The sequence below is a fragment of the Mesorhizobium sp. WSM4822 genome (assembly GCF_055811155.1).
Window position 1 is genome coordinate 63,746 of record NZ_JBVVQM010000008.1, and the last position, 26,620, is coordinate 90,365.

A 26,620-nucleotide genomic window follows, 5' to 3' on the forward strand; every position below is an offset into this window, starting at 1 on the left:
TCAGCGGTCGCGCCCCTGAGCAGGACGCTACGCGTCTTTGAACCAGAACGGCAGCCGATGCGGCAAAGGGTGAGCGATGCTTGCCCTTTCGACGGCGGCAGATGTTGTTCACCTTGCCGCCGCCGGATCAGGCTGCGCCTAGGCGTTTGCCTTGCGAGAGGCTGCGACGACAAGCCAAATTGCGGAAAGCAGAAAGTAAAACGCGCCGAACCCGGCATAAGGGGCGATGTCCAGAATCGTCGGCGCAGCCGTGCCGAGGGATCGGCTGATCATGAAGCCGCCAGCGAGGGCCGACTGCGCACCACTCAGGATCATCGCCCATTGTGCGCCTTGGTAGCGCCAACGCTTTAGTCCCGTGTTCAGTTGCAGCAGGCCTGAGAGGATCGCCCAAACCCCAAACACGGCCAGAACGGCATACATGCTGTTGGCGACCGCCACGATGACGGCGAGCGTCGTTATCAGGCTGACCACGACATTCAATGCCTGGGACGAGTTGGCCTTCAGGCCGCCATTTACCCTGGCGTCGACCAGATTGGCGAGGGCGTCCCATGCGGGGTAGATGACGAGCAGAAGCGCGGTGGGACCGGGTTGCCCGTTGAATAGGATGGCGGCAGCAACCCAGGCGATAGAAAATATGGCGCGTGCGAAATAATAGGATCGTAGCCATCCGGACTGGGTGAAAGATTGGTTTTGCATCGGCAGGTTTCCTTATTGCTGTCTACCTATCAGTAGGTAGGCAAAGCCTTTGAGTCAACCCGATGTCCGGACACGTCCCTGTGAGAATCGGGAACGATGCACAACGTTGACTATTTGCCTACCAGAAGGTAGGCAGCGATATGAAATCAATGGCTTCGACTTCAGAAAAGATTCTCGATGTCGCGCAGTCTCTTATCGTCGCGGGAGGCTACAACGGGTTCAGCTATGCCGATATCTCGGCTGCCATCGGCATCAGGAAGGCGAGTATCCACCATCACTTTCCGACGAAGGCCGAGCTGGTTTCGGTGCTGGTGGATCGTTACAGGCGGCAGGCCGAAGCGGGTTTGGAATCTCTCCGGGGAGAACTCTCAAGCCCTGCTGAACAACTGCAGTCCTATCTGAACTATTGGCGGACATGCATTCGCGATGCCTCGCCGTCCTTCTGCGTCTGCGCGATGCTCGCCGGCGAGATGCAGATGCTGCCGGAAGAGGTCGCATCACGCGTTCGTGCCCATTTCCAAAATCTCGCGGAATGGCTTACGTCGGTGCTGCGGGCTGGAATGGAGCAGGACTTGTTCCGCTTGAACAATCGGCCGGAGGAGGAGGCCCAGATGCTGATGGCATCGGTTCATGGGGCAATGCTGTCCGCAAGGGCTTTCAGCGATCCCGGGTTGTTCACCACAATCGTCACCCCCCAGATCACCAGGCTGCTGGGACGGGATTGTTAGAAAACCATCGGACCAAAGTGGTACCAGGCAGCGCAAGTGGCGCGCCCCAAATGAGCCGGTCGAGCGGGAACGAGTAGCCTGATGCAATCTTATGATGTCGTGATCATCGGCGCGGGTGCCGCCGGAATGATGTGCGCCGCGGAGACGGCCAAGCGCGGCCGTTCGGTGCTGATCCTCGATCATGCGGCGGCGCCTGGCGAGAAGATCCGCATCTCCGGCGGCGGCCGGTGCAATTTCACCAACATCCATGCCAGCCCGAAGAATTTTCTGTCGGGCAATCCGCATTTCTGCATTTCGGCGCTCAGTCGCTACACACAGCGCGATTTCATCGCCCTCGTCGAACGCCACCGCATTGCCTATCACGAGAAGACGTTGGGGCAGCTGTTTTGCGACGGCTCGGCGCGCCAGATCATCGACATGCTGGTCTCGGAAATGCAGGGCAGGGGCGTGGAGCTGGCGCTCTCGACCAGCGTTGAGGATGTCCGCAAAACCGTGGAGGGGTTTGCGCTCACCCTCTCCACAGGCTTGGTTACTTGCCAGTCGCTGGTCATGGCCTGTGGCGGCAAGTCGATCCCCAAGATGGGGGCGACCGGTTTCGGCTATGAGCTTGCCGAACGGTTCGGCCTTGCTGTTGTCGAAACGCGGCCGGCGCTGGTTCCGCTGACTTTCGACGCAAACACGCTCGAGCGGCTGGCGCCGCTGGCCGGCAACGCCGTCGACGCGGAAGTCGCCTGCGGCAAGACGCGCTTCTCCGAAGCGATGCTGTTCACGCATCGCGGCGTCAGTGGGCCGTCCATCCTGCAGATCTCGTCCTATTGGCGCGAAGGCGATGAAATCCGCATCGCCATGCTGCCGGGAGTTGACGTGGCTGACCTCATTCGGGTGGCCAAGCGAAGCAATGGACGGCAGGCGGTGCAGACGGTGCTGGCAAATCATCTGCCGAAGCGGCTGGCTCAGTCAATCGCCGAGCGCACCGGGATCGACGGTAACCTTGCCGATCTTTCCGATGGCCAGATCAAAACCATAGCTGCCGCAGTCAATAACTGGCGCATCAAGCCTGCCGGCTCGGAGGGCTACCGCACCGCCGAAGTGACACTGGGTGGGGTCGACACCAACGGGCTGGACCAGAAGACGATGCAGGCCAAATCTGTGCCGGGCCTGTTTTTCATCGGCGAAGTCGTCGATGTCACGGGTTGGCTGGGCGGCTATAATTTCCAGTGGGCATGGTCGTCGGGCTGGGTGGCGGGGCAGGCGGCATAGGCCAAACGCGCCGACGAGCTTCATAGACTTTATTTCTGTGGCTTTGCCCGCCTAGCCGCCGGCGCTTTCTTCTTTTTGGCGTGGTTGTAATCGATGGCCGCACGGATGAGCTCTTTTAAAGCGCCCTCATTGAGCGTGTCGCCCTCGAACACATCGATAGCCCGCCACACCTTGCCGCCAAAACCGTTGTTAAACAGATTGTCGGGGTCCGGCAGGCTGGCGCCATGGGAAAAGGTCAGCTTCACCTTGTCCTTGTGGGCGTTGCCGACCACGATGTTGCCGTCGAGGCACCATACCGGGCTGCCCATCCACTTCCACTCCTCGACGATGTCCGGGTCGGCTGCAAGGATGGTCTTGCGGATGCTGGCGAGCGTCTCGCCGCGCCAATCGGTGAGGCCGGCGATCAGCTGGTCGATCTGTTGCGAGGGGGTCATCGGGTATCTCCTGTGCCTCGACGCGTTTCAACCGCCGCCCGTTACCAGCGCGCTAGCTGGGTGATCTGAACGAGGTTGCCGCAGCTGTCGTTCAGCTGGGCGATGGTCGAGCCGGTCACCTCGGTCGGCGGCTTGATAAACGCGCCGCCCTTCGCCCTGATACGCTCATAATCGCCCTTGACGTCGTCGGTGAAGAACATGACCGCAGGCTGGCCCTGCTTGAAGATGGCTTCCTGATAGGCCTTGGCGGCCGGGTTGTCGTTGAGCGCGAGCTGCAGCTCGGTTCCATCAGGCTCTTCAGCCGAGGCAACGGTCAGCCAGCGATAAGGCCCGTTGCTGAAATCAGCCTTTTTGGTGAAGCCCAGCACGTCGGTGTAGAAGCGCAGTGCGTTTTCCTGGTTGTCCACATACACGCTGGTCAGCTTGATCTTCATTGCTCTTTTTCCTCTGTCATAGTCGGTCATTACGGGATCCAGCCGGGCAGGGCCGCGGCCTGCTTGATCCATTCCACCATCCTCGCCTCATCGAACTGACCGTCTTCGCGGATGTCGATCCAGCGCACATCCTTGCTCTTGGCCGTGCCGCCAGGCGGAATCGGCCGCAACGACGTGCCGCTGAAGAAGGTCACTTTCAAATAGTGGGTGAAGACATGGAAACTCACGAACCAGCCCTGGCCCTCGACGCCGTAGAAGGGCGAGTTCCATCGCACGGCCTTGCGAATGTCAGGCACGTTGCGCACAATGAGCGCGTCGAGGCGCTCGCCGAGACCGCGCTTCCAGCCCGGCATTGCGGCGATGTAGGCCTGCACCGGGGCGTCGCCGTCGCCCTTGGCGATTTGCGGATTGCCGCCCGAGAGCAGCACTGGCGCAGCCTTGGCCTTGGTCGATTGTCCCTGCGTCTTGGCCATTCTGCCCACTCCTATCCGCTCGCACGCTGCGCGCCGCGTCCCTTGGTGGCATAGGGCAGCACGAACATGTACAGGCCGCTGAACAGCAGCAGGAAGAGCGGGAAGAGCGGTGAGTAGACCACCCAAGCGGGAGGCTGCCCAAATGCCATGGTGACGAAGTTAGCGATGACGGTCAGCGTAAAGATGATCGACAGCCAGCGATGAATTTGCCGAACCCACATGTTCCAGTCCAATAGTTCCTCCTGTCAAAACATCCGACGCGGACCACCGATCCGCACCGGCGGGTTTCAATCTATCCACGCCAGGACCTGACTCAGATTTGCAAAGTACTGCCGCCACCCGCTCGTCGCGCCGCGATACGCCTGCTCCTGATCCGGCCGGAAGCCGGATTGTTCCATGCGCAACCGGGTGCCCGTGCTGGTCGGCATGAGAGTCCAGGTGACGACACTCTCAAGGCCATAGGCCTGCCACGTGTAGGATAGTGTCTTGTTCAATTCGACGGCTGTTACCTGACAGTCGACAACGATGCTCACGTCAGGCTGCGGTTCCTTTCGCAGATTGAAACGGTGGTCCACGACTGGCTTGAAGTCGTTCTTCATCAGCCATTCCTCGATCAGATGCGGTTGGGTCAGCGCGCGCCAGATTTTTTCCGGCGGATAGGGGATCTCACGTTCGACGATGACGGAGCGCGTTTCGGTCGCGATGTTGGTCATTGGTCCATTCTTTTGAGCAAATTTTCGAGGTCGTCGAACCGGCTCTGCCAGAACGTGTTCATCTGGTTCGTCCAGTCGGTCAGCGGGGAAAGTGCTGCCAGCTGGGCGCTATAATGGGTCTGCCGTCCTTGATGGCGGTCGCGCACCAGCCCGGCCTGCCTGAGCACGCCGAGATGCTTCGACACCGCAGGTTGGGAGACCCCCGACTGAGCCGTCAGGGCGCCGACCGTCTGCTCGCCTTGCCGGCACAGGCGCTCGAAGATCGCACGACGCGTCGGATCGGAGAGTGTTCTGAAGAGGACATCGTGAGCGTTGTTCATTTTGGATCGATAACCCGGTGGCTATTGATTGACGTATAACCGCCGAGATATGGATGTGTCAAGCGGGGTGCCGGCGGTCACGATCCGGCGGTTTCCAAAAAAATCTTTCCATTGCCCCAAGGATTAGCCATTAGCCTTCGTCCAACAGGCAAATGATGGCGATGATGCTGGATGAAAGCGAAGCCTCCGACGCCGAACTGATCGGGCGGGCGAAGGGCGGAGACAGGGGGGCCTTCAGCACATTGCTGGAAAGGCACTATGACTTCGTCTATCGCGCTGCCTATCGCTGGTGCGGCAGGAAGGCCGATGCCGAAGACATCGCCCAGGAAGTCTGCGTCAGGCTCGCCAAGGCGATCCGCGACTATCGCGGCGGCGGCGCTTTCACCACATGGCTCTATTCCGTGACCCTGAACGCCGCGCGCGACATGATGCGAAAGTCCGCCCGCGAGACCGTGAAGACCGAGGCCTATGGCGTCCATGCACTGATCTCAGGCGAGGCGTCGGTCGAACCGGAAGATCCGGCCGAAGCGCTGTGGACCGCGGTGCGGCAACTGCCGGGCAAGCAGCGCGACGCCGTGCTTTTGGTCTATGGCGAAGGATTGAGCCACGCGGCCGCCGCCGAGGCGATGGCGATCTCGGAGACGACGGTTTCCTGGCACATCCATGAAGCGAAGAAACGGCTGAAGACGCTGATGCGCGCGGCCGGGGAAGTGTGACTATGGTCGACGACAACGAACTCAACAGACTGCGCGATATCGCAGCACCGGCGCCCGCCAAGGATGCCAAGGCACGTGCCTTCGAGGCCGCCTTGCGCGCCTATGATCCGGAAAATATTTCTGCTGTCACCCAAGGATCGGTTGGCGGGCTTCGTCTCACAGAGCGAGCACAAAAGCTCTGGAGCGAGATCATGCAAAAGAAACTCATTGCCACGCCGGCCCTTGCCGGGCTCGTCGCCCTGCCGATCGCCGGATACGCCACCTTCCATCTGCTGAGGGAACAGCCGCCCAAATTCGGCGGCGACGAGAAGATCACCGAGACGCTGGCCGACAAGCCGGCGACGGTGAAGCCGACGACCGCCGAGCCGAAGCCGGCTCGCGGCGAGTTGGAGAAGGACAAGAAGGCAGACGCGGATGTGGAAAGCCGCGGCGCGACCGATGCGCTTGTGGCGCCGGCCTCGCCGCAGAAATCCGAATCGACCGTTGCTGGCGGCGCGGCACAACAAAATGCGCTGGAGCGCGGTGTGCTGGCCGAGCCTGCGCCACCGGCACCGACAGGTGAATTCGCGCTGGATGGCGCTGCAAGTGTACCCAGCACCTCGCGAGCCCGCATGCCGGCCGAATCCAAGCTGATGGCGCCGCAGCAGCCGTCGATCTTGCCGGCCGACCAGATGCAGCCGCAACCGGAAAACCGCGACCGCATCGAGGATTTCAAGACCAACCCGGTGCATGCGGCACTCGAGGATCCGGTCTCGACCTTCTCGATCGACGTCGACACTGCCTCCTATTCCTTCGTGCGCGGCTCGCTGAAGCAGGGCACCCTGCCGCAGGCCGATACTGTTCGCGTCGAGGAGATGATCAACTACTTCCCCTATGACTGGAAGGGTCCGGAGTCGGCCTCGACACCGTTCGACTCGACCGTCAGCGTCATGCCGACGCCGTGGAACACGCAGACCAGGCTGATGCATGTCGCCATCAAGGGTTTTGACGTCAAGCCGATCGAGCAGCCGAAGGCCAATCTGGTCTTCCTGATCGATGTCTCGGGCTCGATGGACGAGCCGGACAAGCTGCCGCTGCTCAAATCGGCATTTCGCCTGCTGGTCAGCAAGCTGAAGGCCGACGACACTATCTCGATCGTGACCTATGCCGGTGACGCCGGCACAGTGCTGGTGCCGACCAAGGCGTCCGAAAAGGACAAGATCCTCAGCGCGATCGACAATCTGACGCCCGGTGGCAGCACGGCCGGCGAGGCGGGCATCAAGGAAGCCTACAGGCTGGCGCAAAAATCCTTCGTCAAGGACGGCGTCAACCGCGTGATGCTTGCTACCGACGGCGACTTCAATGTCGGCCAGACCGATGACGACGACCTCAAGCGGCTGATCGAAAGCGAGCGCAAGACCGGCGTTTTCCTGTCGGTGTTCGGCTTCGGCCGCGGCAATCTGAACGACCAGATGATGCAAACCATTGCCCAGAACGGCAACGGCACCGCCGCCTATATCGATACGCTGGCCGAGGCTGAAAAGGTGCTGGTCGAGGATGCCTCGTCGACGTTGTTCACCATCGCAAAGGACGTCAAGATCCAGGTCGAGTTCAACCCGAACAAGGTCTCGGAATATCGCCTGATCGGCTACGAGACCCGCGCCTTGAACCGCGAGGATTTCAACAATGACCGCGTCGATGCCGGCGATATCGGTTCGGGCCACTCGGTCACCGCGATCTACGAGATCACGCCCAAGGGCAGTGGTGGCGAGCAGATCGACCAACTGCGTTATGGCCAGGCGTCGGTGGACAATGGCGGCGTCGCCAATGCGGACGAATATGCCTTCGTCAAGATCCGCTACAAGCTGCCGAATGAAGACGTCTCGAAGCTGATCACCACGCCGGTGACCTCGGCCAACGAGATCTCGTCCTTCGACCAGGCCAGCACCGACCAGCGCTTCTCCGTCGCGGTCGCCGCCTTCGGCCAGAAGCTGCGCGACGAGGATGCGACCGCGAAGTTCGGTTACGACAAGATCATGGAGATCGCCACTGCCGCTCGAGGAGCCGACCCGTTTGGGTACAGGTCCGAGTTCCTCTCGCTTGTGCGCCTTGCCTCGGCGCTGGGTGGTAATCGGTAGTGGTGATGACGGCCGGTTTCTTTCAGATGGGATCGTTCTGACAGGGGAAACCGACCGCGGGCGGGTGAGGCAGGCCGGCGAGGGATTCCTTCCCTTGCCGGCCTTTTTTCGGAGCGTTTTCCGGGTCGTTAAATTGCGCCGCATTTCCGGTACGGGATCGCAACCCCCTCCTTGTTACACAGGACGGGTGTACTGGGCTTGAGGGAGCCGAAATTGCAGATCAGGACTATCGCCAACTCGATACCCCCAGCGCCAGACGCCTCGGCGGTTTCATCGGCCCCATCATCGGAATCCAGGCGTATCAGTGACGATGTCGCACAGGCGCGCCACACCGCCCTGTCGGCGCTGACCAACGACCGCTTCCGCATCATGCTGGAACAGATCACCGACCCCAGCGCTTCAGGCGCGCTGATGACGATGCGCGGCGACAATGTGGTCGACTTCAAGTCGGCGCAGTCGAGCTACGCCGACAACAGCGAATAACCGAAATCGATGAGGTCAGGCCCGGCTGCGGCGGCGCTCGCGCCGGGCTTCGCTGGTCTCGGCGGTGTTTTCCGTCGCGACCTTGTTGCGCATCGGACCGATGCGCTCGACGATCGCGGCAACCGTCGGACGATCCGCCTTGGTGTGCGCATCGAGCGCCTTGCGCATGGCGGCAAGGTGCTGGAACGAGGTGCCGCAGCAGCCGCCGATAATCTTGGCGCCGCCATCGACGGCGAGGCGTACATAATCGGCCATCAGTTCTGGCGTGCCGGAATAATGGATTTCGGTGCCGCGGAATTCGGGAATGCCGCAATTACCTTTGACGATCACCGTCGCCTCCGGCTTTGCCTCGGTCATGTCGAGCAGCGAGGCCAGGATGTCGGACGCGCCAACGCCGCAATTGGCGCCAACGCCGAGCGGCGCCTGCGACAGCCCGTCGGTGACGCCGTGGATATCCCTGGGCAGCAGGCCCATCATGGTGCGGCCGGCAGTGTCGAAGGAACCGGTATAGGTGTAGGGCAGGCCGACGCGGATAGCAGCCTCGGCGGCGGCCCGGATCTCGTCTGGAGCCGACATCGTCTCGATCCAGGCGACTTCGGCGCCGCCTTCCTTGAGGCCCTCGATCTGCTCGGCGAAGGCGTCGACCGCCTCGTCATAGGTCATGGCGCCCAGCGGCACCAGCAATTCGCCGGTCGGGCCGACCGAACCGGCGACGATCACCTTGCGGCCGGCCTTGCCGGCGACCGCACGCGCAAGCTCAGCGGCGCGTTTGTTCAACGCGTGCACGCGATCCTGCGCGTGGTGCAGCTTCAAGCGGTGACGGGTGCCGCCGAACGAGTTGGTGAGGATGATGTCGGCGCCGGCATCGACGAAATTCTGATGCAGGCTGGTGATGGTGTCGGGCGCCGTCTCGTTGAGCAGCTCTGGCGCCTCGCCCGCCTCCAGCCCCATGGCGAACAGGTTTGTGCCGGTGGCGCCATCGGCTAGCAGCACGCCCTTTTCAGCCAGCAGCGTATCGATCGGGTTGGTGGTCGTCATCGGATTGGCTTTCGTGTTTCGAAGTCGAATAAGGATATAAAGAAGTCTTTATGTGTAGTCAACGATTTTGGAGCGATGCCGACACCGGATCGGAGGCGTTTCCTCACCGTGTCGAGGTGACCTCGACGTGGATTTCGGTGCAGACCCCGCCATTGGTTGGATAGTAGTCAACCGAGCAAGCGGTGACCACCAGCAGGAGGTCCTGTTCGGCGCGCAACGTCACATAGCCGCCCGGCGGGTTGATCGACGCGGAAACCACCAGCCGACCGTCGGGTTCCGGCAAGGAGTTCTGAAAGAGATCGACCGGATCGGGGGCGAAAGGCAGCGATATGCCCTCTGTGGCCAGCGCCTGCATCAGATTGTCCCGGCAGTTCGGATGATTGGGAAATCCGGCGCGCTCATAAAGCGCGCTGTCGCAAGCGGGGTAAAGCATGTCGTGCGGACCCGGCGAGCCATCTTCGACCAGCGTCAGCATCGGCTTGGCGGCGGCACTGAAGAAACTGTCGCCGATTGCGGGAAAAAGCCGCTCGGTGATGTCACGGGTCTGCGAGGTGCTCAGCCAGTCGACCGTCGGGTCGGTGCTGAAAGCCCAGAGATCGGAAACCTGCTGTCCTTTGGGATCGATGATGCGGATGAGGTCGCCTCGTGAGACGCGGATGGCGCGGCCCGACTGGGGTGGAACGACGATGCGGCGCGGATCGGGCATGAGCTGTCCTTCAAAAATGGAAATGGCGTGGCCGGGACGAGGCTCCACCAGAGGACCATGATTGCTGCCAGAGATCAGACCATGATTGCCAGAGATCAGACAGTGCCTGTTGGGAACGACATGCCGGCCAGCCTGTGCGCGAAGCCGGACGCCTCGTGCGCGTTGATGTCGGCGGCGCGGATCAGATTGTCAAAATGCTGGATCAGCGTCTGGATCGGCTGGGTGGCGTTGAGCACCAGATACATGTCGCCGACATAAATGGCGGCGCGATAGGGACCGAAGATGGTGTAGGGGATGGAATAGCGAATCCGCCCGTCATAGAGAAACAGCCGGAAGGTGGGGTAGAGGTCGTCGAGCAGCGTCGCCATGTGCAGCAATTGGGCGCGGCGGTCGGCTTCCGGGAAACGATCCCAGACACCCAGGCCGCGGGCGAAAATCTCCAGCGTATGGCGAGGCATGCAGACTTCCATGTCGGTTTCCGGCCGCCTGTTGTAGTCGATGCGGTATTGCGTTTCGCCGGCCTGGGCGAGGCGGCTCTTGTTGGTGATGCCGGCTTCGTAGTCGACCAATGCTTCGGTGCGCAGAAGGTCGGGAATGCCGGCCGGTACGTAGCGGATCTTGGTGCCGGCCGCCTCGGCATGCCATTTGGCCAGCAGCGTGCGGTCGAAGCCGTCCGGTGCCTCTTCTATCTCCAGGCTCTCGCGGATTTCGCCGGTGAGACCCTCGTCCTGGCTGAGGCCGAGAAGCCAATCGAGCGACACCTTGAACTCGGCGGCGATGTTGAGCAGCGTTTCCGCTCGGGGCAGGCGCGTCGAGGCGCCCGACAGCAGCTGCGACAGCGCCGAACGGTCGATGCCGACCGCGGTCGCGAAGGCCGACTGGTTGAGGTCGGAGCGTGTCAAGAGTGTTTTCAGGCGCTCGCGGAAGATCGTCGACAGGTCGCGCTTGTCCATGTGCGTGCTCCACCTCGATTGAGGAAAAATTTGCGCCGAATCGCTTCCGAGCGCACCTCAGGCGTAAATGAATCCCTAAGCCTGTTTACAATGTGTAACATGTGCGGTCGAAAATGCGCAATCGCAACAGTTTGTGTACTTTGTCTCGTTGAGTGGAATCACTTCTCCTGACACAATGTTGTCAGGAGCCAATTGGGGCTCCGGCGACTGAGGGGCAGTGGTCGATAGCATGACGAGCAAGAGCATCAGGCGACACAGCGCACAGGCCATAGAGTGGCCGACCGTGGTACTCGCCTTCTTCTGCTACGCAACTTGGCTCGCCACCGGTTTCCTGCTCTGGCCATCCTACCCCATCCTGGCGCTCGCCATCCTGGCTTTGACCGCCGCATTGCAATCGTCGATCATGCACGAAGTGCTGCACGGTCATCCGACACGCAACGCGCGGGTCAATGAAGCCTTCGTGTTCCTGCCGATCGGTCTGGTCTGGCCATTCCGCCGCTTCAAGACCATTCATCTGCGCCACCACGCCGACGAGCGGCTGACCGATCCGCTGGACGATCCGGAAAGCTATTATCAGGCGCTCTGGCAGCACGACGAACTGCCGCCGACGATGAAATTCCTACTCAAGATCAACAACACCATGGCCGGCCGCTTCGTGCTTGGCCCGTGGCTGTCCTGCGTCGGCTTCTTCATCGACGATGCCAAGCAGGTGATCGCCGGTGACAAGGCGATCCGCAAGGCCTGGCTGCTGCATGCGATCGGCCTTGCCGTCGTGATGCCGATCGTGCAGTTCGGCTTCGGCATCCCGCTGTGGCTTTACATTCTGGTGCCGGTCTGGCTCGGCCAGTCGCTGATCTCGATCCGTACTTTCGCCGAGCATCAATGGTCGGAACATCCGGAAGGCCGCACGGTGATCGTCGAGCGCTCGCCGCTGTCGTTCCTGTTCCTCAACAACAATTTGCACTTCGTCCATCACAAGACCCCGACCGTGGCCTGGTACAAGCTGCCCAAGCTGTTTCGCGATCGCCGTGAGGAATGGCTGCGGATGAACAATGGCTATGCCTATCCCAACTATTTCGCGCTGATCAAAGCCTATGCGTTCAAGGCGAAGGAGCCGATCGTGCACCCGGTGCTGCGGCGTCAAGCTGAGCCGGGCAGGGCCTTCAAGCCGCGCATCAGGGCGCGCAGCATCAGCGGACTCGGCAGTGCGCCGGTTCCCGCAGAGCCGCCGAAGGAATAATTCCGGTCTACCCGGAATCCGTGTCGGCCAATTCTGATTGGGCGCCGCGTTTTTGCGATCATTTTTCCAGACATGATGATTTGATATCCGGCATGAGTGAATTGGTTGCGGCGTTGCCGATGTATGACTGGCCCGAAATGCGCGGCGAGGTCGACGCGCAATGGATGCTGTTGCGCGACGCGTTTCTGCAAAAGGGTATCGACGCACCGCAAACCATCGTGCGGCGCAATGGAGACCTGCCGCCGATACCGGGCGGTATTCGTGATGCTGCCGGTGCATTGATCGCACCCGATCCAGCGACATTGCCGCCGGACGAGCTCGATTTTCACAGACTGTGGCTGCACCCGGCGCTGCTGTTCGCGCAGACCTGCTGGGGGCCGATGGAACTCGGCCTGTCCAGGCATGTGCAGGTGGTTGCCCAGCCAAGCTACGACGCCTACGAAGGCGGGCAGGGCGAGCTCTATTCCAGCGCCATCGTCATGCTGGCGGATGGCGCGCCGTCGGTTGCCTCGCCCAATGACGGCAGCCCGCTGATCCCACTCGATCGGATCCGCGGCAAGCGCTTCACCTTCAACAGCCTCGATTCGATGTCGGGGTTCCTCGGTTTGACGCGCGACCTGGAGGCGATGGGCGAGAGCCTTGACCTCTTTGCCTCGCGCAGCGAAAGCGGTGGGCACCGTTCCTCGATCGTCGCAATTGCAGAGGGCAAGGCCGATATAGCGGCCGTCGACTGCGAGAGTTGGGCGCTGGCGCAACGCTTCGAGCCGGCGGCGAAAAAGGTGGCGGTCGTTGGCTGGACCGGACGGCGCAAAGGCCTGCCCTACATCACCGCCGCAGGGACACCGGAAAAGACGGTTGGGGCGTTGCGCGAGGCCATTGCCGGGCTAGCCGAGCAGTCTCTTATCCAACGGGTAGGTTGAGAGCTGTTCGTTGCCCGTCTCGGTGATCAGTATCTGTTCCTCGATCTTGACGCCTTCGCGCCCGCCAAGCCTGCCGATATAGCTTTCCACGCACAGCACCATGCCCGGTTCCAGCACGCCGTCCGGAGTGTCCGATGTCCAGTCGCTGGCATGCGGCAAGGTCGGGTATTCATCGGCCAGGCCGACGCCGTGATAGAGCACGCCGTAGCGCGTCGGGAAGCAGTCGCCGGGCGGCACCGCCGAGCGTTCGACGAGGTCGCGAAACGAGATGCCTGGCTGCATCAGTTCGGTGTTGTGCTTGATCTGGTCGGCGGCGATGCGGAACAGGTCGCGCTGTTCGCTGGTCGGCTTTCCATCGCCGCACAACCATGTGCGCGACAGGTCGGCGCAGAAGCCGTAGGGGCCGATCAGGTCGGTGTCGAAGGCGACGAGATCGCCAGCCTCGATCTTGCGCGACGAGCATTCCTGGAACCACGGATTGGTGCGCGGGCCTGACGTCAGCAGTCGCGTCTCGATCCATTCGCCGCCGCGCGCGATATTGCCGCGATGAAGTTCAGCCCACAGCTCGTTTTCTGAAATCCCCGGCTTCAGCGCCTGTTCCATCTCGCCCATCGCCGCCTCGCAAGCGACAATGGCGCGACGCATGGCGAGGATCTCATCGGGTGATTTGATCAGCCGCGCGTTCTCCATCACCGCTTCGCCATTGCCGATGGAAATACCGAGGCGCGCCAGCTCCTCGACGCCTTCCGGATTGATATGGTCGACGGCGATGCGGCTGTTGCCGCCGCCATGCTCTTTCACCAGATCGGCTATTCCTGCGGCCCAGCGGCGGACCTTTTGCTCGGTCAACTCACCGCCATAGAGATACATCCACGACACTGCCGGCCGTACTTCCTCGACGACGCCGGAATGGTCGGACAAATGCTCGCAGGAGAAATAGTCGAACAGCACCACCGGCCCGTCGGTGGCGACAAAGCAATACCGCGTCGGGTTGTGCGCCACCCACAGCTGCATGTTGGTCGAGTCGGTGGCGTAGCGGATGTTGACGGGGTCGTAGAGCAGGGCGCCGGCATAGTCGCGGCGCTTCAACTCAGTGCGGATACGCTCCAGCCGGTATTGGCGCATCGCCGGGAGGTCGGGAGCGGCAATGCCTGCCGCAGTCCATTCAGCCTCGGCCTGCGCGCCATAGCCCAGCACATGCTGGTTGAGCGAAGCCGCCTTCTGGCGAGAGGCGTCGCGCAAGGCTTCGATCGAGTCGGCTTCGAACGGCATGATCTTGCGATGCCGGCCAAAGCTGCCCTTCGGCGCCGGGTTGTCCATGGTCGAAACTCAGGTCCGCATCTTCTCGCCGCTCGGATCGAAGGGCGCTTCGACATTGATGCGGGCCGGGCGCCGGTGACCGAGGATCTCGATCTCGAACAGCCCAGCACTTTCGTCCTCGGCAAGAGCCGCCGGCACGTAGCCTTGCGCCATCGACTTCTGCACATAATGGGCATAGCCGCCCGACGTGACCCAGCCGACCACGCGCCAGTCACCGTCGACGATACCCCGCACGGCGGAAGCGCCTTCGGTCGCCTTGGAGCCACGTATTTCCTTGCCGCCCTTGTCGAAGCGGGGCGCGCCATAACCATGCGGCTTTTCAACCGTGCCATAGTCCTTGCTGACCTTGGCCCAGATCGGCTCATCGCCCATGACATCGGCGTCGGTGGCATCGACGATGAAGGAGACGCGGCGCAGCTTTGGCCCCTCGGCCTGTTCCTTGGCAGCGGCCTCGCGGCCGATGAAGTCGTTCTTCTCGAGCTTGATGAAGCGGTCCATCGCGCCTTCGAACGGTCCATAGATCGGCCGCAACTCGCGGAACCAGGTCGGAAAATTCTTTTCGAGGCGCATGGAGAGCAGCGCGCGCATGCCGAAATCGACAAGGCCGAATTCCTCGCCGGCGTCCTTGATCGCTTTGTAAACCAGGCGCTCGTAGGCCGGTGCCATCCAGATTTCATAGCCGAGGTCGCCGGTGTAGGTGATGCGGTTGACCATGCAAGGCGCCCCGCCAACCGCCATCTCGCGGAAATCCATGAAGCGGAAGGCTTTTGTCGAGACATCGACATCGACCAATTTCTGCAGCAAGTCACGTGACTTCGGCCCTGCGATCGACAGGCCTACCAGCGTCTGGTCGAAGCGGTGGATGCGCACCGTTCCGTCCTTCGGTAGATGCTTCTCGAACCAGCGCATGTGGTATTTCTGCGCCGCCGAGGAACCCCAGATCATGAAGCGGTCTTCTGCCGCCTTGGCGATGGTGAAGTCGCCGATCAGCTTGCCGAATTCGTTGAGCATCGGCGTCAGCACGATGCGGCGGGTCTTCGGCATGCGGTTGGTCATCAACCGGTTGAGGAAATCCTCGGCCGCGGGTCCCGAGACTTCGTATTTGGCAAAATTGGCGATCTCGGTGACACCGACACGCTCACGCGTGGCGCGCACTTCCTCGCCGATCGGCCCAAAATCGTTGGAGCGGTGGAAGGAGACGATATCCCTGGGTTCCTTGCCTTTGGGTGCGAACCAGAGCGGCGTCTCAAGTCCCCAGCTGTCGCCCATGACGGCATTGTTGGCCAGCATCGTGTCGTAGAGCGGTGTCGTCTGCGCCGGGCGTGCCGCCGGCAGTTCCTCATTGGGGAAGCGGATGGAGAAGCGGCGCGAATAGTTTTCGCGCACCTTGGCGTTGGTGTAGCGCAGGCCGGCCCATTCGCCGAAGCGGGTGACATCCATGCCCCAGACGTCGAAGCCGGGGTCGCCGTGCACCATCCAGTTCGACAGCGCGAGGCCGACACCGCCGCCCTGGCTGAAGCCGGCCATGACGGCGCAGGCGCACCAGAAATTGGTCAGGCCCTGCACCGGGCCGACCAGCGGGTTGCCGTCGAGCGCGAAGGTGAAGGGGCCGTTGATGATCTGCTTGATGCCGGCTTTCTCGATGCCCGGGAAATGCTTGAAGCCGATTTCCAGCGACGGCGCGATGCGATCGAGGTCCGGCGGCAACAATTCATGGCCGAAATCCCACGGTGTGTTGACCGGCGACCACGGCTTGCAGGCCTTCTCATAGGTGCCGAGCAGGATGCCGTTGCGCTCCTGGCGGGTGTAGATCTCGCCCTTGAAATCGAGAACGCCGATCATTTCGCGGCCGGTAGACTTGTTGAATTCCTCGACCTCCGGCATCGGCTCGGTCAGCAGATACATGTGCTCCATGGCCAGCACCGGCAGTTCGACGCCGACCATGCGACCGATCTCGCGCGCCCACAGGCCGCCGCAATTGACGACATGCTCGGCCTTCACCGTGCCTTGTTCGGTGACGACGTTCCAGGTGCCGTCGACCTCCTGTGTCAGTTCCACAACGCGATTGCGCAGCACGATCTCAGCGCCGAGTTTTTTCGCCGCCTTGGAATAGGCGATGGTGGTGCCGGACGGGTCGAGATGGCCTTCGACCGGGTCCCACATGGCGCCGACGAAATTGGTCTCGTCCATCAGCGGGAACATCGCCTTGGCCTCGGAGGGGGTGATCAGCTCGGTGTCCATGCCGAGATAGCGGCCCTTGGCGTGGGCCAGTCGCAGGAAGTCCATGCGCTCGGGCGTGTCGGCCATCATCACGCCGCCGGTCAAATGCAGCGAGCAGGACTGGCCGGATATCTCCTCGATCTCCTTGTAGAGCTGCACCGTATAGGCCTGCAGCTTGGCGACGTTGGGGTCGCCGTTCAGCGTGTGGAAGCCGCCCGCCGCGTGCCAGGACGAGCCGGAGGTGAGCTCCGAGCGCTCGATCAGCATGATGTCGGTCCAGCCGGCCTTGGCCAGGTGGTAGAGAACCGAGCAGCCGACGACGCCGCCGCCGATGACAACCGCTTTTACATGAGATTTCATCTAGATAGGTCCGTTTTTGCGTAAACTGAATCAGATGGGGTGTCGGCGGGGAGCCGATCAAAAATCGGTCGGCGCGCCGCCTTCGGACCGGCGCTTGGCGACGAAGGCGTTGAGTTCCTCGCGGATGGCCGGGTCCATGTAAGGCTCCTCATAGGACGCCAGCCGCTCCTTCCAGACCTTGTTGGCCTTTTCGAGCGCCGTCGGCGAGCCGGCTTCCGCCCAGGTCTCGTAATTGCGCCAGTCGGACAGGATCGGCGAGTAGAAGGCGGTCTTGTAGCGGTCCTGCGTGTGCTGGGTGCCGAAGAAATGGCCGCCAGGACCGACCGACTGGATGGCGTCGAAGCCGAGTGCCTCGTCGGAAAGATCGAGGGGGATCAGGAATTCGGCCACCATCTGCAGCAGGTCGATGTCCAGGATGGTCTTCTCGTAGGAGCAGCGCAGGCCGCCTTCGAGCCAGCCGGCGGCATGCATCATCAGATTGCCGCCGCCCTGGATGGCGCCCCACAGCGAGAACACGCTTTCATAAGCCGCCTGTGCGTCGACCGTGTTGGCGGCGCAGGTGTTGGAGGTGCGGTAGGGAATGTTGTAGCGGCGGGCAAGCTGGCCGCCGACGAGCTGCGCCTTCATGTATTCCGGCGTGCCGAACGCCGGCGAACCGGACTTCATGTCGACATTGGAGGTGAAGCCGCCATAGCCGACGGGTGCGCCCTTGCGCACCATCTGGGCGAAGGCGATGCCGGCAAGCGCCTCGGCGTTCTGCTGCACCAGTGCGCCGGCGATGGTGACAGGCGCCATGGCGCCCGACAGGGTGAACGGCGTCACGACGACGACCTGGCCCTTGCTCGACATCTGGATGATGCCTTCCATCATCGGCACGTCGAGTTTGAGCGGCGAATTCGTGTTGATGATGGTGAAGACGGACGGCTCTTCCAGCATCTGCTCGTGGCTGATGCCGCGCGCGATCCTGGCGATCTCGATGCCGTCGACATTGCGTTCCTTGCCGAGCGAATAGATGTGGAACACCTTGTCGGTGAGCACGCTGAGATCGCGGATGCATTCGAGGTGGCGGACGGACGGATGGATATCGGTCGGCTCGACCGGGTAGCCGCCCGTGCAGTTCAGGATGTTGTGCATCTGCGCGAGCTTTAAGAAATTGCGGTAGTCCTGCTGGTTGCCGGGCCGGCGGCCGCGATCGATGTCGGAGCAATTGGGCGCCGACGCCATCATCGAGATGATCACATTGTTGCCGCCAAAGCGCACATTGTGCGCTGGATTGCGGGCATGGATGGTGAACTCCGACGGGCAGTGCGACACCAGTTCGAGGATCATGTCGCTGTCGAAACGCACCCGCTCGCTGCCGTCGCGCACATCGGCGCCATGCGCCTTCATGATGCTGCGGGCCTCGTCATGCAGCACGTCGACGCCGATTTCCCTGAGCACGCGCAGGGAGGCGAGGTGGATCGATTCCAGCTCGTCGTCGGAGACCAGCCTAGTCGGCGTCAGCGGGTTTTTCAGCTGGCGGAAAGCCGGCTGCTCGAACGCGGCCGAGCCGCCGGCGCGCTTTCCGGCGCGGCCGCCGCGACGGGCGCGGTCGGTGGTCAATGCCGGTTCCAAGGGTTGTAGGGCGGCGGTCATGAATGGTCCTCGTAGGATGCGATAGCGGGCGGCATAATGGACCGGCGGCTGTCCAGCCATTGCGGAGGCGGCGACCACTAGGGCGAGGGAAGCGACATACCGGAACGGCAGTTGCGCGGCCACGACATCGGCCTGTTCCCGCCGCCTCGTTGGCGCAAGCGGATTTCGCCGGGCGGCCCTTCCTTTGCCTGGATCGAACCGATAGCTACTCGGGCTTGCCGGCTGGATGGCCAGCAATTCACATGGATGGCAGCATGGTTGCGACCGGCTCGAACGAAGGCGAAGCAGGAACGCAGTGGGCAGCGCTTGCCGGCGTCACCGCGGCACTTGCGATGTTCGGCGCGGCGCAGGGGTTGAGTTCGCCGCTGTTCACGCTGCTGATGCAGAAACAAGGCATGTCGCCGGCGCTGATCGGCTTGTCGGCGGCGATGATGCCGCTCGGGCTGATCCTTTCGGCTTCTTTCGTGCCCGCGGCTGTGCGGCTTGTCGGTGCACGCAATCTGGCGGTCGGCTGCTCGCTGATCGGCGCGCTCTGCTTCCTGGGTATCGGCTATCTGCAGGACTGGGTGGCCTGGTTCGTCATCCGCTTCATCATCGGCGTCGTCATCAACCCGCTCTACATCCTCGGCGAGGTGTGGGCACTGTCGCTGGCGCCGCCATCGCGGCGCGGCAGGGTGATGGGCGTGTTCAACACGCTAATGGGCGCCGGCTACGCCGCCGGACCATTCGCGCTGACCCTGCTCGGTACGTCGGGCTGGGCGCCCTTCATGGTCGGCGTCGCCGGTTTCGCGCTCTGCGCGGTGATCCTGCACGCGGTCTCGTCTAAGCTGACCGGGTTCGAGGATGACGACCAGCCTGCCAGCGGCCTTGTCGGCTTTGCCAAGGTGGCGCCTGCGCTGCTGCTTGCCGTGCTTGTCTCGGCGGCGGTTCAGCAGAGCACTTATGCGCTGGTCCCGGTCTTCGGCGCCAGCTATGGCCTTGCGGAAGCCGTTCTGGCCTCGCTGGTGATGGCGCTTTCCCTCGGCAACATCCTGCTGCAGATACCACTCGGCCTTCTGGCGGAGCGTTTTGGCGGCCGCGCCATGATCATCGTCTGCGCGCTGGCAACAACCGTTTGCGCGCTTTTGCTGCCTTTGCTGATCACAACGCCGTTGATCTGGGTCGTGCTGCTGGTGATGGGCGCGGTCGGTTACGGCGTCTACACCATGGCATTGGTCGAACTCGGCAGCCGGTTCAAGGGCTCTGTGCTGGTCGCCGGCAACGCTGCCTTTGCACTGATGTGGGGCGTCGGTGGCATCGTCGGCCCACCCGGTGCCGGCGTGCTCATGCAAGGCATCGGCCCGCTCGGGCTGCCGGTCGTGATCGCCGGCCTCGACGCGGTGCTGGTGATGTTCGCGCTGTATCGGTCGTCCGTGCGCCGAGCTTCCTGACGAGCTCAACCTCCTGACCGGCCCAACTTCCTGACAGGCCCAACCTCCTGACAGGCATTGTCTGGAGCAAGCGGTTTTCGCCTGCCAGGGGCTTACCACCGCGTTGCTCAATCGCTAATCCTGCAGCCTCGATAGCGGTGCGCACAATGAATTTGGTTGAATCGAACGAGGACGAGACGATGCAATGGGCGGCGATCACCGGTGTGATCGCGACCGTCTCGGTGTTCGCCATCGCGCAAGGGTTGTCCTATCCGCTGCTGAGCTTCATCCTGCAGCGCCAGGGCGTTTCGCCGGCGATGATCGGCCTGTCGGCGGCCATGACGCCGATTGGTTTCATCCTGTCGTCGCCATTGATCCCGGCGCTGGCCCGCCGGTTCGGGGCAGGGCGCACAGCGCTTACCTGTGCGGCGCTTTCGGCTGTCGTGCTGGCGCTGATCGGCTGGACGCAGAATGTCTATCTGTGGTTTCCCCTGCGCTTCCTGATCGGTGTGGTGACCAACCCGCTCTATGTGCTGAGCGAGATCTGGGTCATCGCGCTGGCGCCGCCGGCGCGGCGAGGGCGCGTCATGGGTATCTATTCGACGATCATCTCGGCCGGTTTCGCGGCCGGGCCGCTATGCCTGCTTGCAGTCGGTACTGAGGGCTGGCCGCCCTTCCTCGTCGGCATCTCCGCCTTCGTGCTGTGCGGCATCTGCCTGGGCTTGGTGCTGCCGCGCTTGCCCAAGGTCGACGAGGCCGGGCATCAAGTTTCCGTCCTGGGTTTCGTGCCGCTGGCGTGGCTGCTTTTGTTTGCCGTCATAGTCGCCGCCGGCTTCGAACAGGGCGCGCTGGCGTTGCTGCCTGTATATGGCACCCATCACGGCATCACCGAGACCCGCATGTCGGCGCTGCTGTCGGTGATGATTGCAGGCAATATCGCCATGCAGGTGCCGCTCGGCCTTTTGGCGGAAAGGCTTTCCGCGCGCCTGGTGCGGCTTGCCTGCGTCGCGATCACGGTGCTCGGCTGCGTCCTGCCCGCTTCTCATCGAGTCGCCGCTGATCTGGCCGATGATCTTTGTCTGGGGCGCGGTTTCCTACGGCATCTACACGATGTCGATCATCGAGCTCGGCGAGCGCTTCACCGGCTCCGCACTGGTTGCCGGCAATGCGGCCTTTTCCCTGATGTGGGGCGTCGGCGGTATCGCCGTGCCGCCGCTGGCGGGGGGCGCCATGGATTTTATGGGCGCGAGAGGTCTGCCGATCACGCTTGGCTTGATGTGCCTGGCGCTGGCTATTGCTAGCCTCGCTGGTGGGCGGAAAGCCTCAATTGTGCGCTGAGCATAGTTAATATCGATACGGCCTATCGGCGTTGGCTTTTTCAAAGCAACGCGTTTATCGGAGACCTGATGACCAAGCCTGCCACCCAGACGCCGAATTCCACCCCCTCGACCAACGATCCCTTCCTCTGGCTGGAGGACAGGACAGCCAAACAGTCATTGGACTGGGTACATCGCCAGAACGAGGTCACGGTTGGTGAATTGCAGGGCGATCCGTCCTACCAGGCGTCGTTCCAGACCGCGCTCGACCTGATGACGGCCGAGGACAACATTGCGGTCGGCGCTGCGTTGAAAGGCCATGTCTACAATTTCTGGCAGGACAAGACCAATGTGCTCGGCCTCTGGCGCCGCACGACGGTCGCTTCCTACAAGACCGAGAAGCCCGACTGGGAAACGATCATCGACTTCGACCAGCTTGCGGCGAAGGATGGGATAAAATGGGTTTTTGGCGGCGCAAGCCGACTCTATCCGGACTTCAACCGTTGCCTGGTGAGTATGTCGCCGGATGGCGGTGACGCGAGCGAGATGCGCGAGTTCGACATCGAAACTAAGTCGTTCGTAGAAGACGGGTTTCACGCGCGAGCTTCCAAGTCGGGCTTCAGCTGGCTGGATAAGGACACCGTCATCGTTTCGGCCGCTTTCGACGAGGCCGACAAGACCGAGTCCGGCTATCCGCGAGTCATAAAGCTGTGGAAGCGCGATACCAAGCTGGAAGACGCGACGCCGATCTTCGAGGCGCAGAAAGAGGATCTCGCCGTTGGTGCCGCTGTCGAGTACGACGGTGACAGACGCTATCTGGTCCTGGCTCGAACGCTGAATTTCTTCGCTTCGCACATCTTCCTTCGGCTGCCTTCCGGCGAAAACAAACAGCTGCCGCTACCGGACGACATGACCGATACGGCAATATTCAGGGATCAGCTCGTGTTCGGCGTGCGCAGTCCATGGACGGCGCCCGACGGCACGGTTTGCAAGCCCGACGGCCTCTATTCGCTGAATCTGGCGCACTGGGTCGAGACCGGCGCGCTCGGATCTGTCGAAACCTTGTTCGAGCCGGCATATCGCGTTTCCATCGCCGGCATGGCCCGCACGCAGGACCGGCTGTTCATCAGCCTGATGGACAATGTGCGCGGCAAGGTCGTCGTCTGCGAGCGCAAGGATGGCAACTGGTCGCTGAAACCGGTGGCGCTGCCCGAAAATGGCAATGTCGGCATCAGCCATGCCGAGCAGTTCGGCTCGAGCGTGTCCTTCTCCTTCACCGATTTCCTGACCCCGAGTTCGATCATCTGGTCTGACGACAATGGCGAGACGCTCGCTACCGTGAAGTCGCAGCCGGCGCGTTTCGATGCCTCGCCGCTCATCTCGGAACAGTTCGAGGCGCGCTCCAAGGACGGCACGATGATCCCTTATTTTGTCGTCAGGCGGCGCGATCAGAAGGGGCCGGTGCCGACGCTGCTTTACGGCTATGGCGGTTTCGAAGTGCCGCTGCTGCCCGGCTATGCCGGCGTGCGCGGGAGGCTATGGCTGGAAAAGGGCAATGCCTATGTGCAGGCCTGCATCCGTGGCGGCGGCGAGTTCGGCCCGGCCTGGCATCAAGCGGCGCTCAAGGGTAATCGCCAAAACGGATTCGACGATTTCGCAGCGGTCGCGCAGGACGTCGTCAAGCGCGGCATCGCGACAGCAAGCTCACTCGGCATCCAGGGTGGTTCGAATGGCGGCTTGCTGACCGGCGTTTCCTTGACGCAGCATCCCGAGCTATTCGGCGCCGTCATCATCGAGGTGCCGCTGCTCGACATGCTGCGTTACGCCGAATTGCCGCCTGGCGCCTCGTGGATGGCCGAATATGGCGATCCGTCGAAACCCGAAGACGCGAAATGGCTTTCAGCCTACTCGCCCTACCAGCATGTCGACGCCGCTGCCGCCTATCCGCCGGTGCTGCTGACCACATCGACCGCTGACGATCGGGTCCATCCCGGCCATGCGCGTAAGATGGCCGCCCGCCTGCAGGAAGCCGGCCATGCCAGGACGCTGTTCTTCGAGGAGACCGAGGGTGGTCATGGCGGGCGTGGCGACCGCCGGCCGCAGGCGGCGCAGACGGCGATGAAATATGTCTTCCTGCAGAGGGCGCTGACAGCCAAGGCCTAGACTCATTCCGTTATGGGCCAAGCAAAGGGTGGTTCTCCTCGACCAGCCTTTGCTCTAAGGTGCCAGCCATGGCTCTCGTCAGGATGTTGGTTGGCGCATTTGAGGCTCGCGCATTGCGGGTCGCGGTGACGCCGTCACCGCGTACGCTGCGCGCCGAGCTTTTGCGGCTGTGCGCCCGCATCGGCTATTCGCCACCTCTCTGCCTCTGAAGCATTCGCCCCGGCTTGCCGGATAGAATCCAGAGGGAAGATCAGACATGACCTATCAGAATTATTCGCTGAAGCAGCTTCAGCAGATCGACGCCGCGCATCATCTGCATCCGTTCACCGACCACAAGGAAATGCGCGGGGCCGGGTCGCGCATCATCACCCATGCCAATGGCCCTTTTATCTACGATTCCGAGGGGGCTGAAATCCTCGATGGCATGGCCGGGCTGTGGTGCGTCAACATCGGCTATGGCCGTGACGAGCTGGCCGAGGCCGCCTATGTCCAGATGAAGGAACTGCCTTATTACAACTCCTTCTTCAAATGCTCGACGCCGACGCCAGTGCTGCTGTCCAAGAAGCTGGCGGAGATCGCGCCAAAGCACGTCAACCAGGTGTTCTATGGTTCGTCGGGCTCGGAGGCCAACGACACGGCACTGCGTCTCGTGCGCCACTATTGGGTGCTGGAAGGCCAGCCGGAGAAGAACCGCATCATCTCGCGCAAGATGGCCTATCACGGCTCGACCGTTGCCGGCACCTCGCTCGGCGGCATGGATGGTATGCACAAGCAGCTCAACGGTGCGGTGCCCAACATCGTCCATGTGATGATGCCCTACGCCTATGAACTGGCGCTGCCGGGAGAGAGCGACCATGATTTCGGCCTGCGCGCGGCCGGGGCTGTCGAGGAGGCGATCCTCGAAGCCGGCGCCGACAAGGTTGCCGCCTTTATCGGCGAGCCGGTCATGGGGGCGGGCGGCGTGAAGATACCGCCGGCGAGCTACTGGCCGGAAGTGCAGCGCATCTGCCGCAAATACGATGTCCTGCTGATGCTGGACGAGGTCATCACCGGCTATGGCCGCACCGGCGAGTGGTTCGCTGCCCAGACGCTCGGCATCGAGCCCGACACGATCACCACGGCCAAGGCGCTGACATCGGGCTATCAGCCGTTGTCGGCATTGCTGGTCGGCGACCGCATCGCCTCGACGCTGGTCGAGAAGGGCGGCGAGTTCAATCACGGTTACACCTATTCCGGGCATCCGGTGGCCTGCGCCGTGGCGCTGAAGAACCTCGAGATCATCGAGCGGGAAGGGCTGGTCGATCGCGTCCGGAACGATACCGGCCCTTACTTCGCCAAGGCGTTGCAGGAGCGCATTGCCGGGCATGATCTGGTCGGCGAGGTGCGTTCGATCGGACTGATGGGCGCAATCGAGATCGTCAAGGACAAGGCGACCAAGGAGCGGTTCCTGCCGGCTGGAAGTGCGGCGGTGACCGTGCGCGATCATGCCATCGCGCACGGCATGATGCTGCGCGCTACCGGCGACACGATGATCCTGTCGCCGCCGCTGATCTGGACCCGTGATACGATCGATATGGCCTGCGACCGCATCTCGAAGGCGCTGGATCTGGCGCAAGCCGACCTGCGCAAGCGGTAGAACTCGACCCCTCGGCTGGGCGCTCCTCGGCGGGAGCGCCCAGCCTTGAGGCCATGCTGACGCGGGGAGCGAACGAATTCCACCACAAGCGCGTAGTGTGTGGGGCTGCGGCTGATTCGGCCGCGACAAGGGGTTTTGTTTCCATGAGAAAGACCGGCAAGAGCCGACGGACGCAAGAAGCGGCGATCATCGGCGGCGACCTGATGCTGGCGCCGCTGGTGGCGATGATGCGGCTGCCGTTGATGGCCATGGATGGCGGGAGCAGCCAGCCTTGGAGCACGGAGACCGCGCGTGCGGTAAACGAGAAGACCGCCGCTATGGCCGAAGGCGTGTTTGCGGCGCAAATGTCCTTCCTGCAATCGGCATCGCGGTTCTGGCCGGAAATCTTTTCCGGCCGCACGCCGTCGCTGTTCAACGGGGTCGCGACGGAGCGCTCGATCAGCGCCGCGCTGAAGCCGGCAAGCCGTGCCGTGAAAGCGAATTTTCGCCGGCTATCCAACAAGACCTGACAGAAGTTGCAGAACTTTGATTTTGCGCATTGACGGGCTCACGCGCTAGAATCAGTCGGTACGTCACCGATGGGGGACACGATGGCCGGACAACCGCTCAACCAGCCGGCTGAAATTCCAGCCGAACTCGACCGCTGGAACTGGGGCGCTTTCTTCCTCAACTGGATCTGGGGCATCGGCAACAGCACTTTCATCGCGTTACTGGCGCTGATCCCTGTCGTCAACATCATCATGATCATCGTGCTGGGCGCGCGCGGCAGCCGCTGGGCCTGGCAGAACCGCGCCTGGCGCGACGCGGAACAGTTTCGCAAGACGCAACGCAACTGGGCAATCGCCGGCCTTGCCGTCTGGGTGGTCGGGATTGGCGGCTGCGCGACGGTGGTCGGCAGCATTCCCTACGTCCTGAAAGGCAGCGATGCCTATCACATGACGATGGACAGGCTTCGCGCCGACGACCGCGTCAAGGCGGCGTTGGGTGATGATTTGACCGACAGTTTCTGGGTCGGCGGCCATCTCAACGTCAATGCAAATGGGGCCGGCGACGCCCAGTTCGGCATTCCGGTCCACGGCGCCAAGGGCAAGGGCACGGCCTATTCGACCGCTGTCCGGACAGCCGGCACATGGAGCCTGCGCCTGCTGGTCGTCAGGGTCGAGGGAACCGATGCGCCGATCGTGCTGATCAACGAAGATCATGTCCCGATCCCGAATGCTGCAATCGGAATATAGCGGGGCAAACGCAAAGAAGCAGCCTAAACGCGGGCGCGAAGGCTGACAGTTCGGCCGGCTTTGTGGCCCAACAGTCGGGTGACCACTGCTGCGTT

The 26,620-nt window shown here is 62.4% G+C and carries 26 protein-coding genes and 1 pseudogene; 14 read left to right on the plus strand and 13 right to left on the minus strand.

The genetic code is table 11. The features are described from left to right. Positions 1 to 138 precede the first annotated feature (138 nt). On the minus strand, positions 139 to 696 hold the full coding sequence (locus AC0L3E_RS19205; RefSeq protein ID WP_027038993.1) for a DUF308 domain-containing protein: 558 nt from the start codon (positions 694 to 696) through the stop codon (positions 139 to 141). 140 nt (positions 697 to 836) lie between these two features. Between AC0L3E_RS19205 and AC0L3E_RS19210 the strand changes: the two genes are divergently transcribed. Next, positions 837 to 1,424, plus strand: a complete 588-nt coding sequence (locus AC0L3E_RS19210; protein ID WP_128309438.1) for a TetR/AcrR family transcriptional regulator — start codon at positions 837 to 839, stop codon at positions 1,422 to 1,424. 81 nt (positions 1,425 to 1,505) lie between these two features. After that, positions 1,506 to 2,684, plus strand: coding sequence for a BaiN/RdsA family NAD(P)/FAD-dependent oxidoreductase (locus AC0L3E_RS19215; RefSeq protein WP_128309439.1), 1,179 nt, complete (start codon positions 1,506 to 1,508; stop codon positions 2,682 to 2,684). 29 nt (positions 2,685 to 2,713) lie between these two features. Here AC0L3E_RS19215 and AC0L3E_RS19220 read toward each other — a convergent pair whose 3' ends face one another. From AC0L3E_RS19220 to AC0L3E_RS19245, 6 genes are read right to left on the minus strand one after another with little or no spacing between them, the layout of a single operon-like run. Continuing rightward, positions 2,714 to 3,118 carry a DUF1801 domain-containing protein gene (locus AC0L3E_RS19220; RefSeq protein ID WP_128309440.1) on the minus strand — a complete coding sequence of 135 codons (405 nt, stop codon included), beginning with the start codon at positions 3,116 to 3,118 and terminating at the stop codon, positions 2,714 to 2,716. 41 nt (positions 3,119 to 3,159) lie between these two features. Next, a complete protein-coding gene (locus AC0L3E_RS19225) occupies positions 3,160 to 3,552 on the minus strand; it encodes a VOC family protein (RefSeq protein ID WP_128309443.1) in 393 nt (130 codons plus the stop codon). A gap of 29 nt (positions 3,553 to 3,581) precedes the next feature. Beyond that, positions 3,582 to 4,025 (minus strand): DUF1801 domain-containing protein, encoded by a 444-nt coding sequence (locus AC0L3E_RS19230; RefSeq protein ID WP_473605371.1) that lies wholly within the window; start codon positions 4,023 to 4,025, stop codon positions 3,582 to 3,584. A gap of 11 nt (positions 4,026 to 4,036) precedes the next feature. Beyond that, positions 4,037 to 4,258 (minus strand): hypothetical protein, encoded by a 222-nt coding sequence (locus AC0L3E_RS19235; RefSeq protein WP_128309791.1) that lies wholly within the window; start codon positions 4,256 to 4,258, stop codon positions 4,037 to 4,039. A gap of 54 nt (positions 4,259 to 4,312) precedes the next feature. Next, positions 4,313 to 4,738 (minus strand): SRPBCC family protein, encoded by a 426-nt coding sequence (locus AC0L3E_RS19240; protein WP_128309792.1) that lies wholly within the window; start codon positions 4,736 to 4,738, stop codon positions 4,313 to 4,315. After that, complete coding sequence (locus AC0L3E_RS19245; RefSeq protein WP_127291759.1) at positions 4,735 to 5,058, minus strand: ArsR/SmtB family transcription factor; 324 nt, start codon at positions 5,056 to 5,058, stop codon at positions 4,735 to 4,737. Before AC0L3E_RS19245 ends, AC0L3E_RS19240 begins: the two co-directional genes overlap by 4 nt. Positions 5,059 to 5,213: 155 nt before the next feature. On the opposite strand from AC0L3E_RS19245, the gene AC0L3E_RS19250 reads away from it, so the two are divergent. The 3 genes from AC0L3E_RS19250 (at position 5,214) to AC0L3E_RS19260 (ending at position 8,374) form a co-directional block, all read left to right on the plus strand. Further along, positions 5,214 to 5,774 carry an RNA polymerase sigma factor gene (locus tag AC0L3E_RS19250; protein ID WP_473605372.1) on the plus strand — a complete coding sequence of 187 codons (561 nt, stop codon included), beginning with the start codon at positions 5,214 to 5,216 and terminating at the stop codon, positions 5,772 to 5,774. 2 nt (positions 5,775 to 5,776) lie between these two features. Beyond that, positions 5,777 to 7,891 carry a vWA domain-containing protein gene (locus tag AC0L3E_RS19255; RefSeq protein ID WP_473605373.1) on the plus strand — a complete coding sequence of 705 codons (2,115 nt, stop codon included), beginning with the start codon at positions 5,777 to 5,779 and terminating at the stop codon, positions 7,889 to 7,891. Between the two features lie 213 nt (positions 7,892 to 8,104). Next, positions 8,105 to 8,374 (plus strand): hypothetical protein, encoded by a 270-nt coding sequence (locus tag AC0L3E_RS19260; protein ID WP_023812294.1) that lies wholly within the window; start codon positions 8,105 to 8,107, stop codon positions 8,372 to 8,374. A gap of 15 nt (positions 8,375 to 8,389) precedes the next feature. Here AC0L3E_RS19260 and bmt read toward each other — a convergent pair whose 3' ends face one another. The 3 genes from bmt to AC0L3E_RS19275 form a co-directional block, all read right to left on the minus strand. Further along, on the minus strand, positions 8,390 to 9,412 hold the full coding sequence (gene bmt / locus AC0L3E_RS19265; protein WP_189367520.1) for a betaine--homocysteine S-methyltransferase: 1,023 nt from the start codon (positions 9,410 to 9,412) through the stop codon (positions 8,390 to 8,392). A 103-nt stretch (positions 9,413 to 9,515) separates the two neighbouring features. After that, positions 9,516 to 10,118, minus strand: coding sequence for a DUF1989 domain-containing protein (locus AC0L3E_RS19270; RefSeq protein WP_473605374.1), 603 nt, complete (start codon positions 10,116 to 10,118; stop codon positions 9,516 to 9,518). A 95-nt stretch (positions 10,119 to 10,213) separates the two neighbouring features. Continuing rightward, on the minus strand, positions 10,214 to 11,071 hold the full coding sequence (locus AC0L3E_RS19275) for a helix-turn-helix domain-containing protein (protein WP_127267834.1): 858 nt from the start codon (positions 11,069 to 11,071) through the stop codon (positions 10,214 to 10,216). Between the two features lie 229 nt (positions 11,072 to 11,300). On the opposite strand from AC0L3E_RS19275, the gene AC0L3E_RS19280 reads away from it, so the two are divergent. Next, positions 11,301 to 12,311 (plus strand): fatty acid desaturase, encoded by a 1,011-nt coding sequence (locus tag AC0L3E_RS19280; protein ID WP_473605375.1) that lies wholly within the window; start codon positions 11,301 to 11,303, stop codon positions 12,309 to 12,311. 92 nt (positions 12,312 to 12,403) lie between these two features. Further along, positions 12,404 to 13,231 (plus strand): phosphate/phosphite/phosphonate ABC transporter substrate-binding protein, encoded by an 828-nt coding sequence (locus AC0L3E_RS19285; RefSeq protein WP_473605376.1) that lies wholly within the window; start codon positions 12,404 to 12,406, stop codon positions 13,229 to 13,231. On the opposite strand, the gene AC0L3E_RS19290 is transcribed toward AC0L3E_RS19285, so the two are convergent. Genes AC0L3E_RS19290 through AC0L3E_RS19300 form a run of 3 tightly spaced genes read right to left on the minus strand, consistent with a single transcriptional unit; the run spans position 13,196 to position 18,766 of the window. Continuing rightward, positions 13,196 to 14,551 carry a M24 family metallopeptidase gene (locus tag AC0L3E_RS19290; protein ID WP_473605377.1) on the minus strand — a complete coding sequence of 452 codons (1,356 nt, stop codon included), beginning with the start codon at positions 14,549 to 14,551 and terminating at the stop codon, positions 13,196 to 13,198. The two genes, AC0L3E_RS19285 and AC0L3E_RS19290, sit on opposite strands and share 36 nt — an antisense overlap. Positions 14,552 to 14,560: 9 nt before the next feature. Next, positions 14,561 to 17,131: a GcvT family protein gene (locus AC0L3E_RS19295; RefSeq protein WP_473605378.1), complete on the minus strand. Its 2,571-nt coding sequence runs from the start codon at positions 17,129 to 17,131 to the stop codon at positions 14,561 to 14,563. Positions 17,132 to 17,188: 57 nt separating this feature from the next. Next, complete coding sequence (locus AC0L3E_RS19300) at positions 17,189 to 18,766, minus strand: trimethylamine methyltransferase family protein (RefSeq protein WP_473605379.1); 1,578 nt, start codon at positions 18,764 to 18,766, stop codon at positions 17,189 to 17,191. 254 nt (positions 18,767 to 19,020) lie between these two features. On the opposite strand from AC0L3E_RS19300, the gene AC0L3E_RS19305 reads away from it, so the two are divergent. From AC0L3E_RS19305 to AC0L3E_RS19335, 7 genes and pseudogenes are all read left to right on the plus strand, one after another. After that, entirely contained in the window at positions 19,021 to 20,196 is a 1,176-nt protein-coding gene (locus tag AC0L3E_RS19305) for an MFS transporter (RefSeq protein ID WP_127268230.1), read from the plus strand. Between the two features lie 146 nt (positions 20,197 to 20,342). Further along, a pseudogene (locus tag AC0L3E_RS19310) lies at positions 20,343 to 21,513 on the plus strand (MFS transporter). A 68-nt stretch (positions 21,514 to 21,581) separates the two neighbouring features. Further along, positions 21,582 to 23,654, plus strand: a complete 2,073-nt coding sequence (locus AC0L3E_RS19315; protein ID WP_473605380.1) for a prolyl oligopeptidase family serine peptidase — start codon at positions 21,582 to 21,584, stop codon at positions 23,652 to 23,654. A gap of 68 nt (positions 23,655 to 23,722) precedes the next feature. Then, complete coding sequence (locus AC0L3E_RS19320) at positions 23,723 to 23,863, plus strand: capsid protein (RefSeq protein WP_127268233.1); 141 nt, start codon at positions 23,723 to 23,725, stop codon at positions 23,861 to 23,863. Between the two features lie 47 nt (positions 23,864 to 23,910). After that, the gene (locus AC0L3E_RS19325) at positions 23,911 to 25,290 is read left to right on the plus strand and encodes an aspartate aminotransferase family protein (protein ID WP_473605382.1); all 1,380 of its coding nucleotides are present in this window, start codon (positions 23,911 to 23,913) and stop codon (positions 25,288 to 25,290) included. A gap of 143 nt (positions 25,291 to 25,433) precedes the next feature. Then, a complete protein-coding gene (locus AC0L3E_RS19330; RefSeq protein ID WP_127330251.1) occupies positions 25,434 to 25,799 on the plus strand; it encodes a hypothetical protein in 366 nt (121 codons plus the stop codon). 81 nt (positions 25,800 to 25,880) lie between these two features. Further along, positions 25,881 to 26,525, plus strand: coding sequence for a cytochrome c oxidase assembly factor Coa1 family protein (locus AC0L3E_RS19335; protein ID WP_127330249.1), 645 nt, complete (start codon positions 25,881 to 25,883; stop codon positions 26,523 to 26,525). The last annotated feature ends 95 nt before the right edge of the window (positions 26,526 to 26,620 follow it).

Bases quoted from the DNA above. Each gene is read 5' to 3' on its own strand.
- AC0L3E_RS19205 (WP_027038993.1), bottom strand. From the start codon at position 696: ATGCAAAACCAATCTTTCACCCAGTCCGGATGGCTACGATCCTATTAT.
- AC0L3E_RS19210 (WP_128309438.1), top strand. From the start codon at position 837: ATGAAATCAATGGCTTCGACTTCAGAAAAGATTCTCGATGTCGCGCAG.
- AC0L3E_RS19215 (WP_128309439.1), top strand. From the start codon at position 1,506: ATGCAATCTTATGATGTCGTGATCATCGGCGCGGGTGCCGCCGGAATG.
- AC0L3E_RS19220 (WP_128309440.1), bottom strand. From the start codon at position 3,118: ATGACCCCCTCGCAACAGATCGACCAGCTGATCGCCGGCCTCACCGAT.
- AC0L3E_RS19225 (WP_128309443.1), bottom strand. From the start codon at position 3,552: ATGAAGATCAAGCTGACCAGCGTGTATGTGGACAACCAGGAAAACGCA.
- AC0L3E_RS19230 (WP_473605371.1), bottom strand. From the start codon at position 4,025: ATGGCCAAGACGCAGGGACAATCGACCAAGGCCAAGGCTGCGCCAGTG.
- AC0L3E_RS19240 (WP_128309792.1), bottom strand. From the start codon at position 4,738: ATGACCAACATCGCGACCGAAACGCGCTCCGTCATCGTCGAACGTGAG.
- AC0L3E_RS19245 (WP_127291759.1), bottom strand. From the start codon at position 5,058: ATGAACAACGCTCACGATGTCCTCTTCAGAACACTCTCCGATCCGACG.
- AC0L3E_RS19250 (WP_473605372.1), top strand. From the start codon at position 5,214: ATGGCGATGATGCTGGATGAAAGCGAAGCCTCCGACGCCGAACTGATC.
- AC0L3E_RS19255 (WP_473605373.1), top strand. From the start codon at position 5,777: ATGGTCGACGACAACGAACTCAACAGACTGCGCGATATCGCAGCACCG.
- bmt (WP_189367520.1), bottom strand. From the start codon at position 9,412: ATGACGACCACCAACCCGATCGATACGCTGCTGGCTGAAAAGGGCGTG.
- AC0L3E_RS19270 (WP_473605374.1), bottom strand. From the start codon at position 10,118: ATGCCCGATCCGCGCCGCATCGTCGTTCCACCCCAGTCGGGCCGCGCC.
- AC0L3E_RS19275 (WP_127267834.1), bottom strand. From the start codon at position 11,071: ATGGACAAGCGCGACCTGTCGACGATCTTCCGCGAGCGCCTGAAAACA.
- AC0L3E_RS19280 (WP_473605375.1), top strand. From the start codon at position 11,301: ATGACGAGCAAGAGCATCAGGCGACACAGCGCACAGGCCATAGAGTGG.
- AC0L3E_RS19285 (WP_473605376.1), top strand. From the start codon at position 12,404: ATGAGTGAATTGGTTGCGGCGTTGCCGATGTATGACTGGCCCGAAATG.
- AC0L3E_RS19290 (WP_473605377.1), bottom strand. From the start codon at position 14,551: ATGGACAACCCGGCGCCGAAGGGCAGCTTTGGCCGGCATCGCAAGATC.
- AC0L3E_RS19295 (WP_473605378.1), bottom strand. From the start codon at position 17,131: ATGAAATCTCATGTAAAAGCGGTTGTCATCGGCGGCGGCGTCGTCGGC.
- AC0L3E_RS19300 (WP_473605379.1), bottom strand. From the start codon at position 18,766: ATGACCGCCGCCCTACAACCCTTGGAACCGGCATTGACCACCGACCGC.
- AC0L3E_RS19305 (WP_127268230.1), top strand. From the start codon at position 19,021: ATGGTTGCGACCGGCTCGAACGAAGGCGAAGCAGGAACGCAGTGGGCA.
- AC0L3E_RS19315 (WP_473605380.1), top strand. From the start codon at position 21,582: ATGACCAAGCCTGCCACCCAGACGCCGAATTCCACCCCCTCGACCAAC.
- AC0L3E_RS19320 (WP_127268233.1), top strand. From the start codon at position 23,723: ATGGCTCTCGTCAGGATGTTGGTTGGCGCATTTGAGGCTCGCGCATTG.
- AC0L3E_RS19325 (WP_473605382.1), top strand. From the start codon at position 23,911: ATGACCTATCAGAATTATTCGCTGAAGCAGCTTCAGCAGATCGACGCC.
- AC0L3E_RS19330 (WP_127330251.1), top strand. From the start codon at position 25,434: ATGAGAAAGACCGGCAAGAGCCGACGGACGCAAGAAGCGGCGATCATC.
- AC0L3E_RS19335 (WP_127330249.1), top strand. From the start codon at position 25,881: ATGGCCGGACAACCGCTCAACCAGCCGGCTGAAATTCCAGCCGAACTC.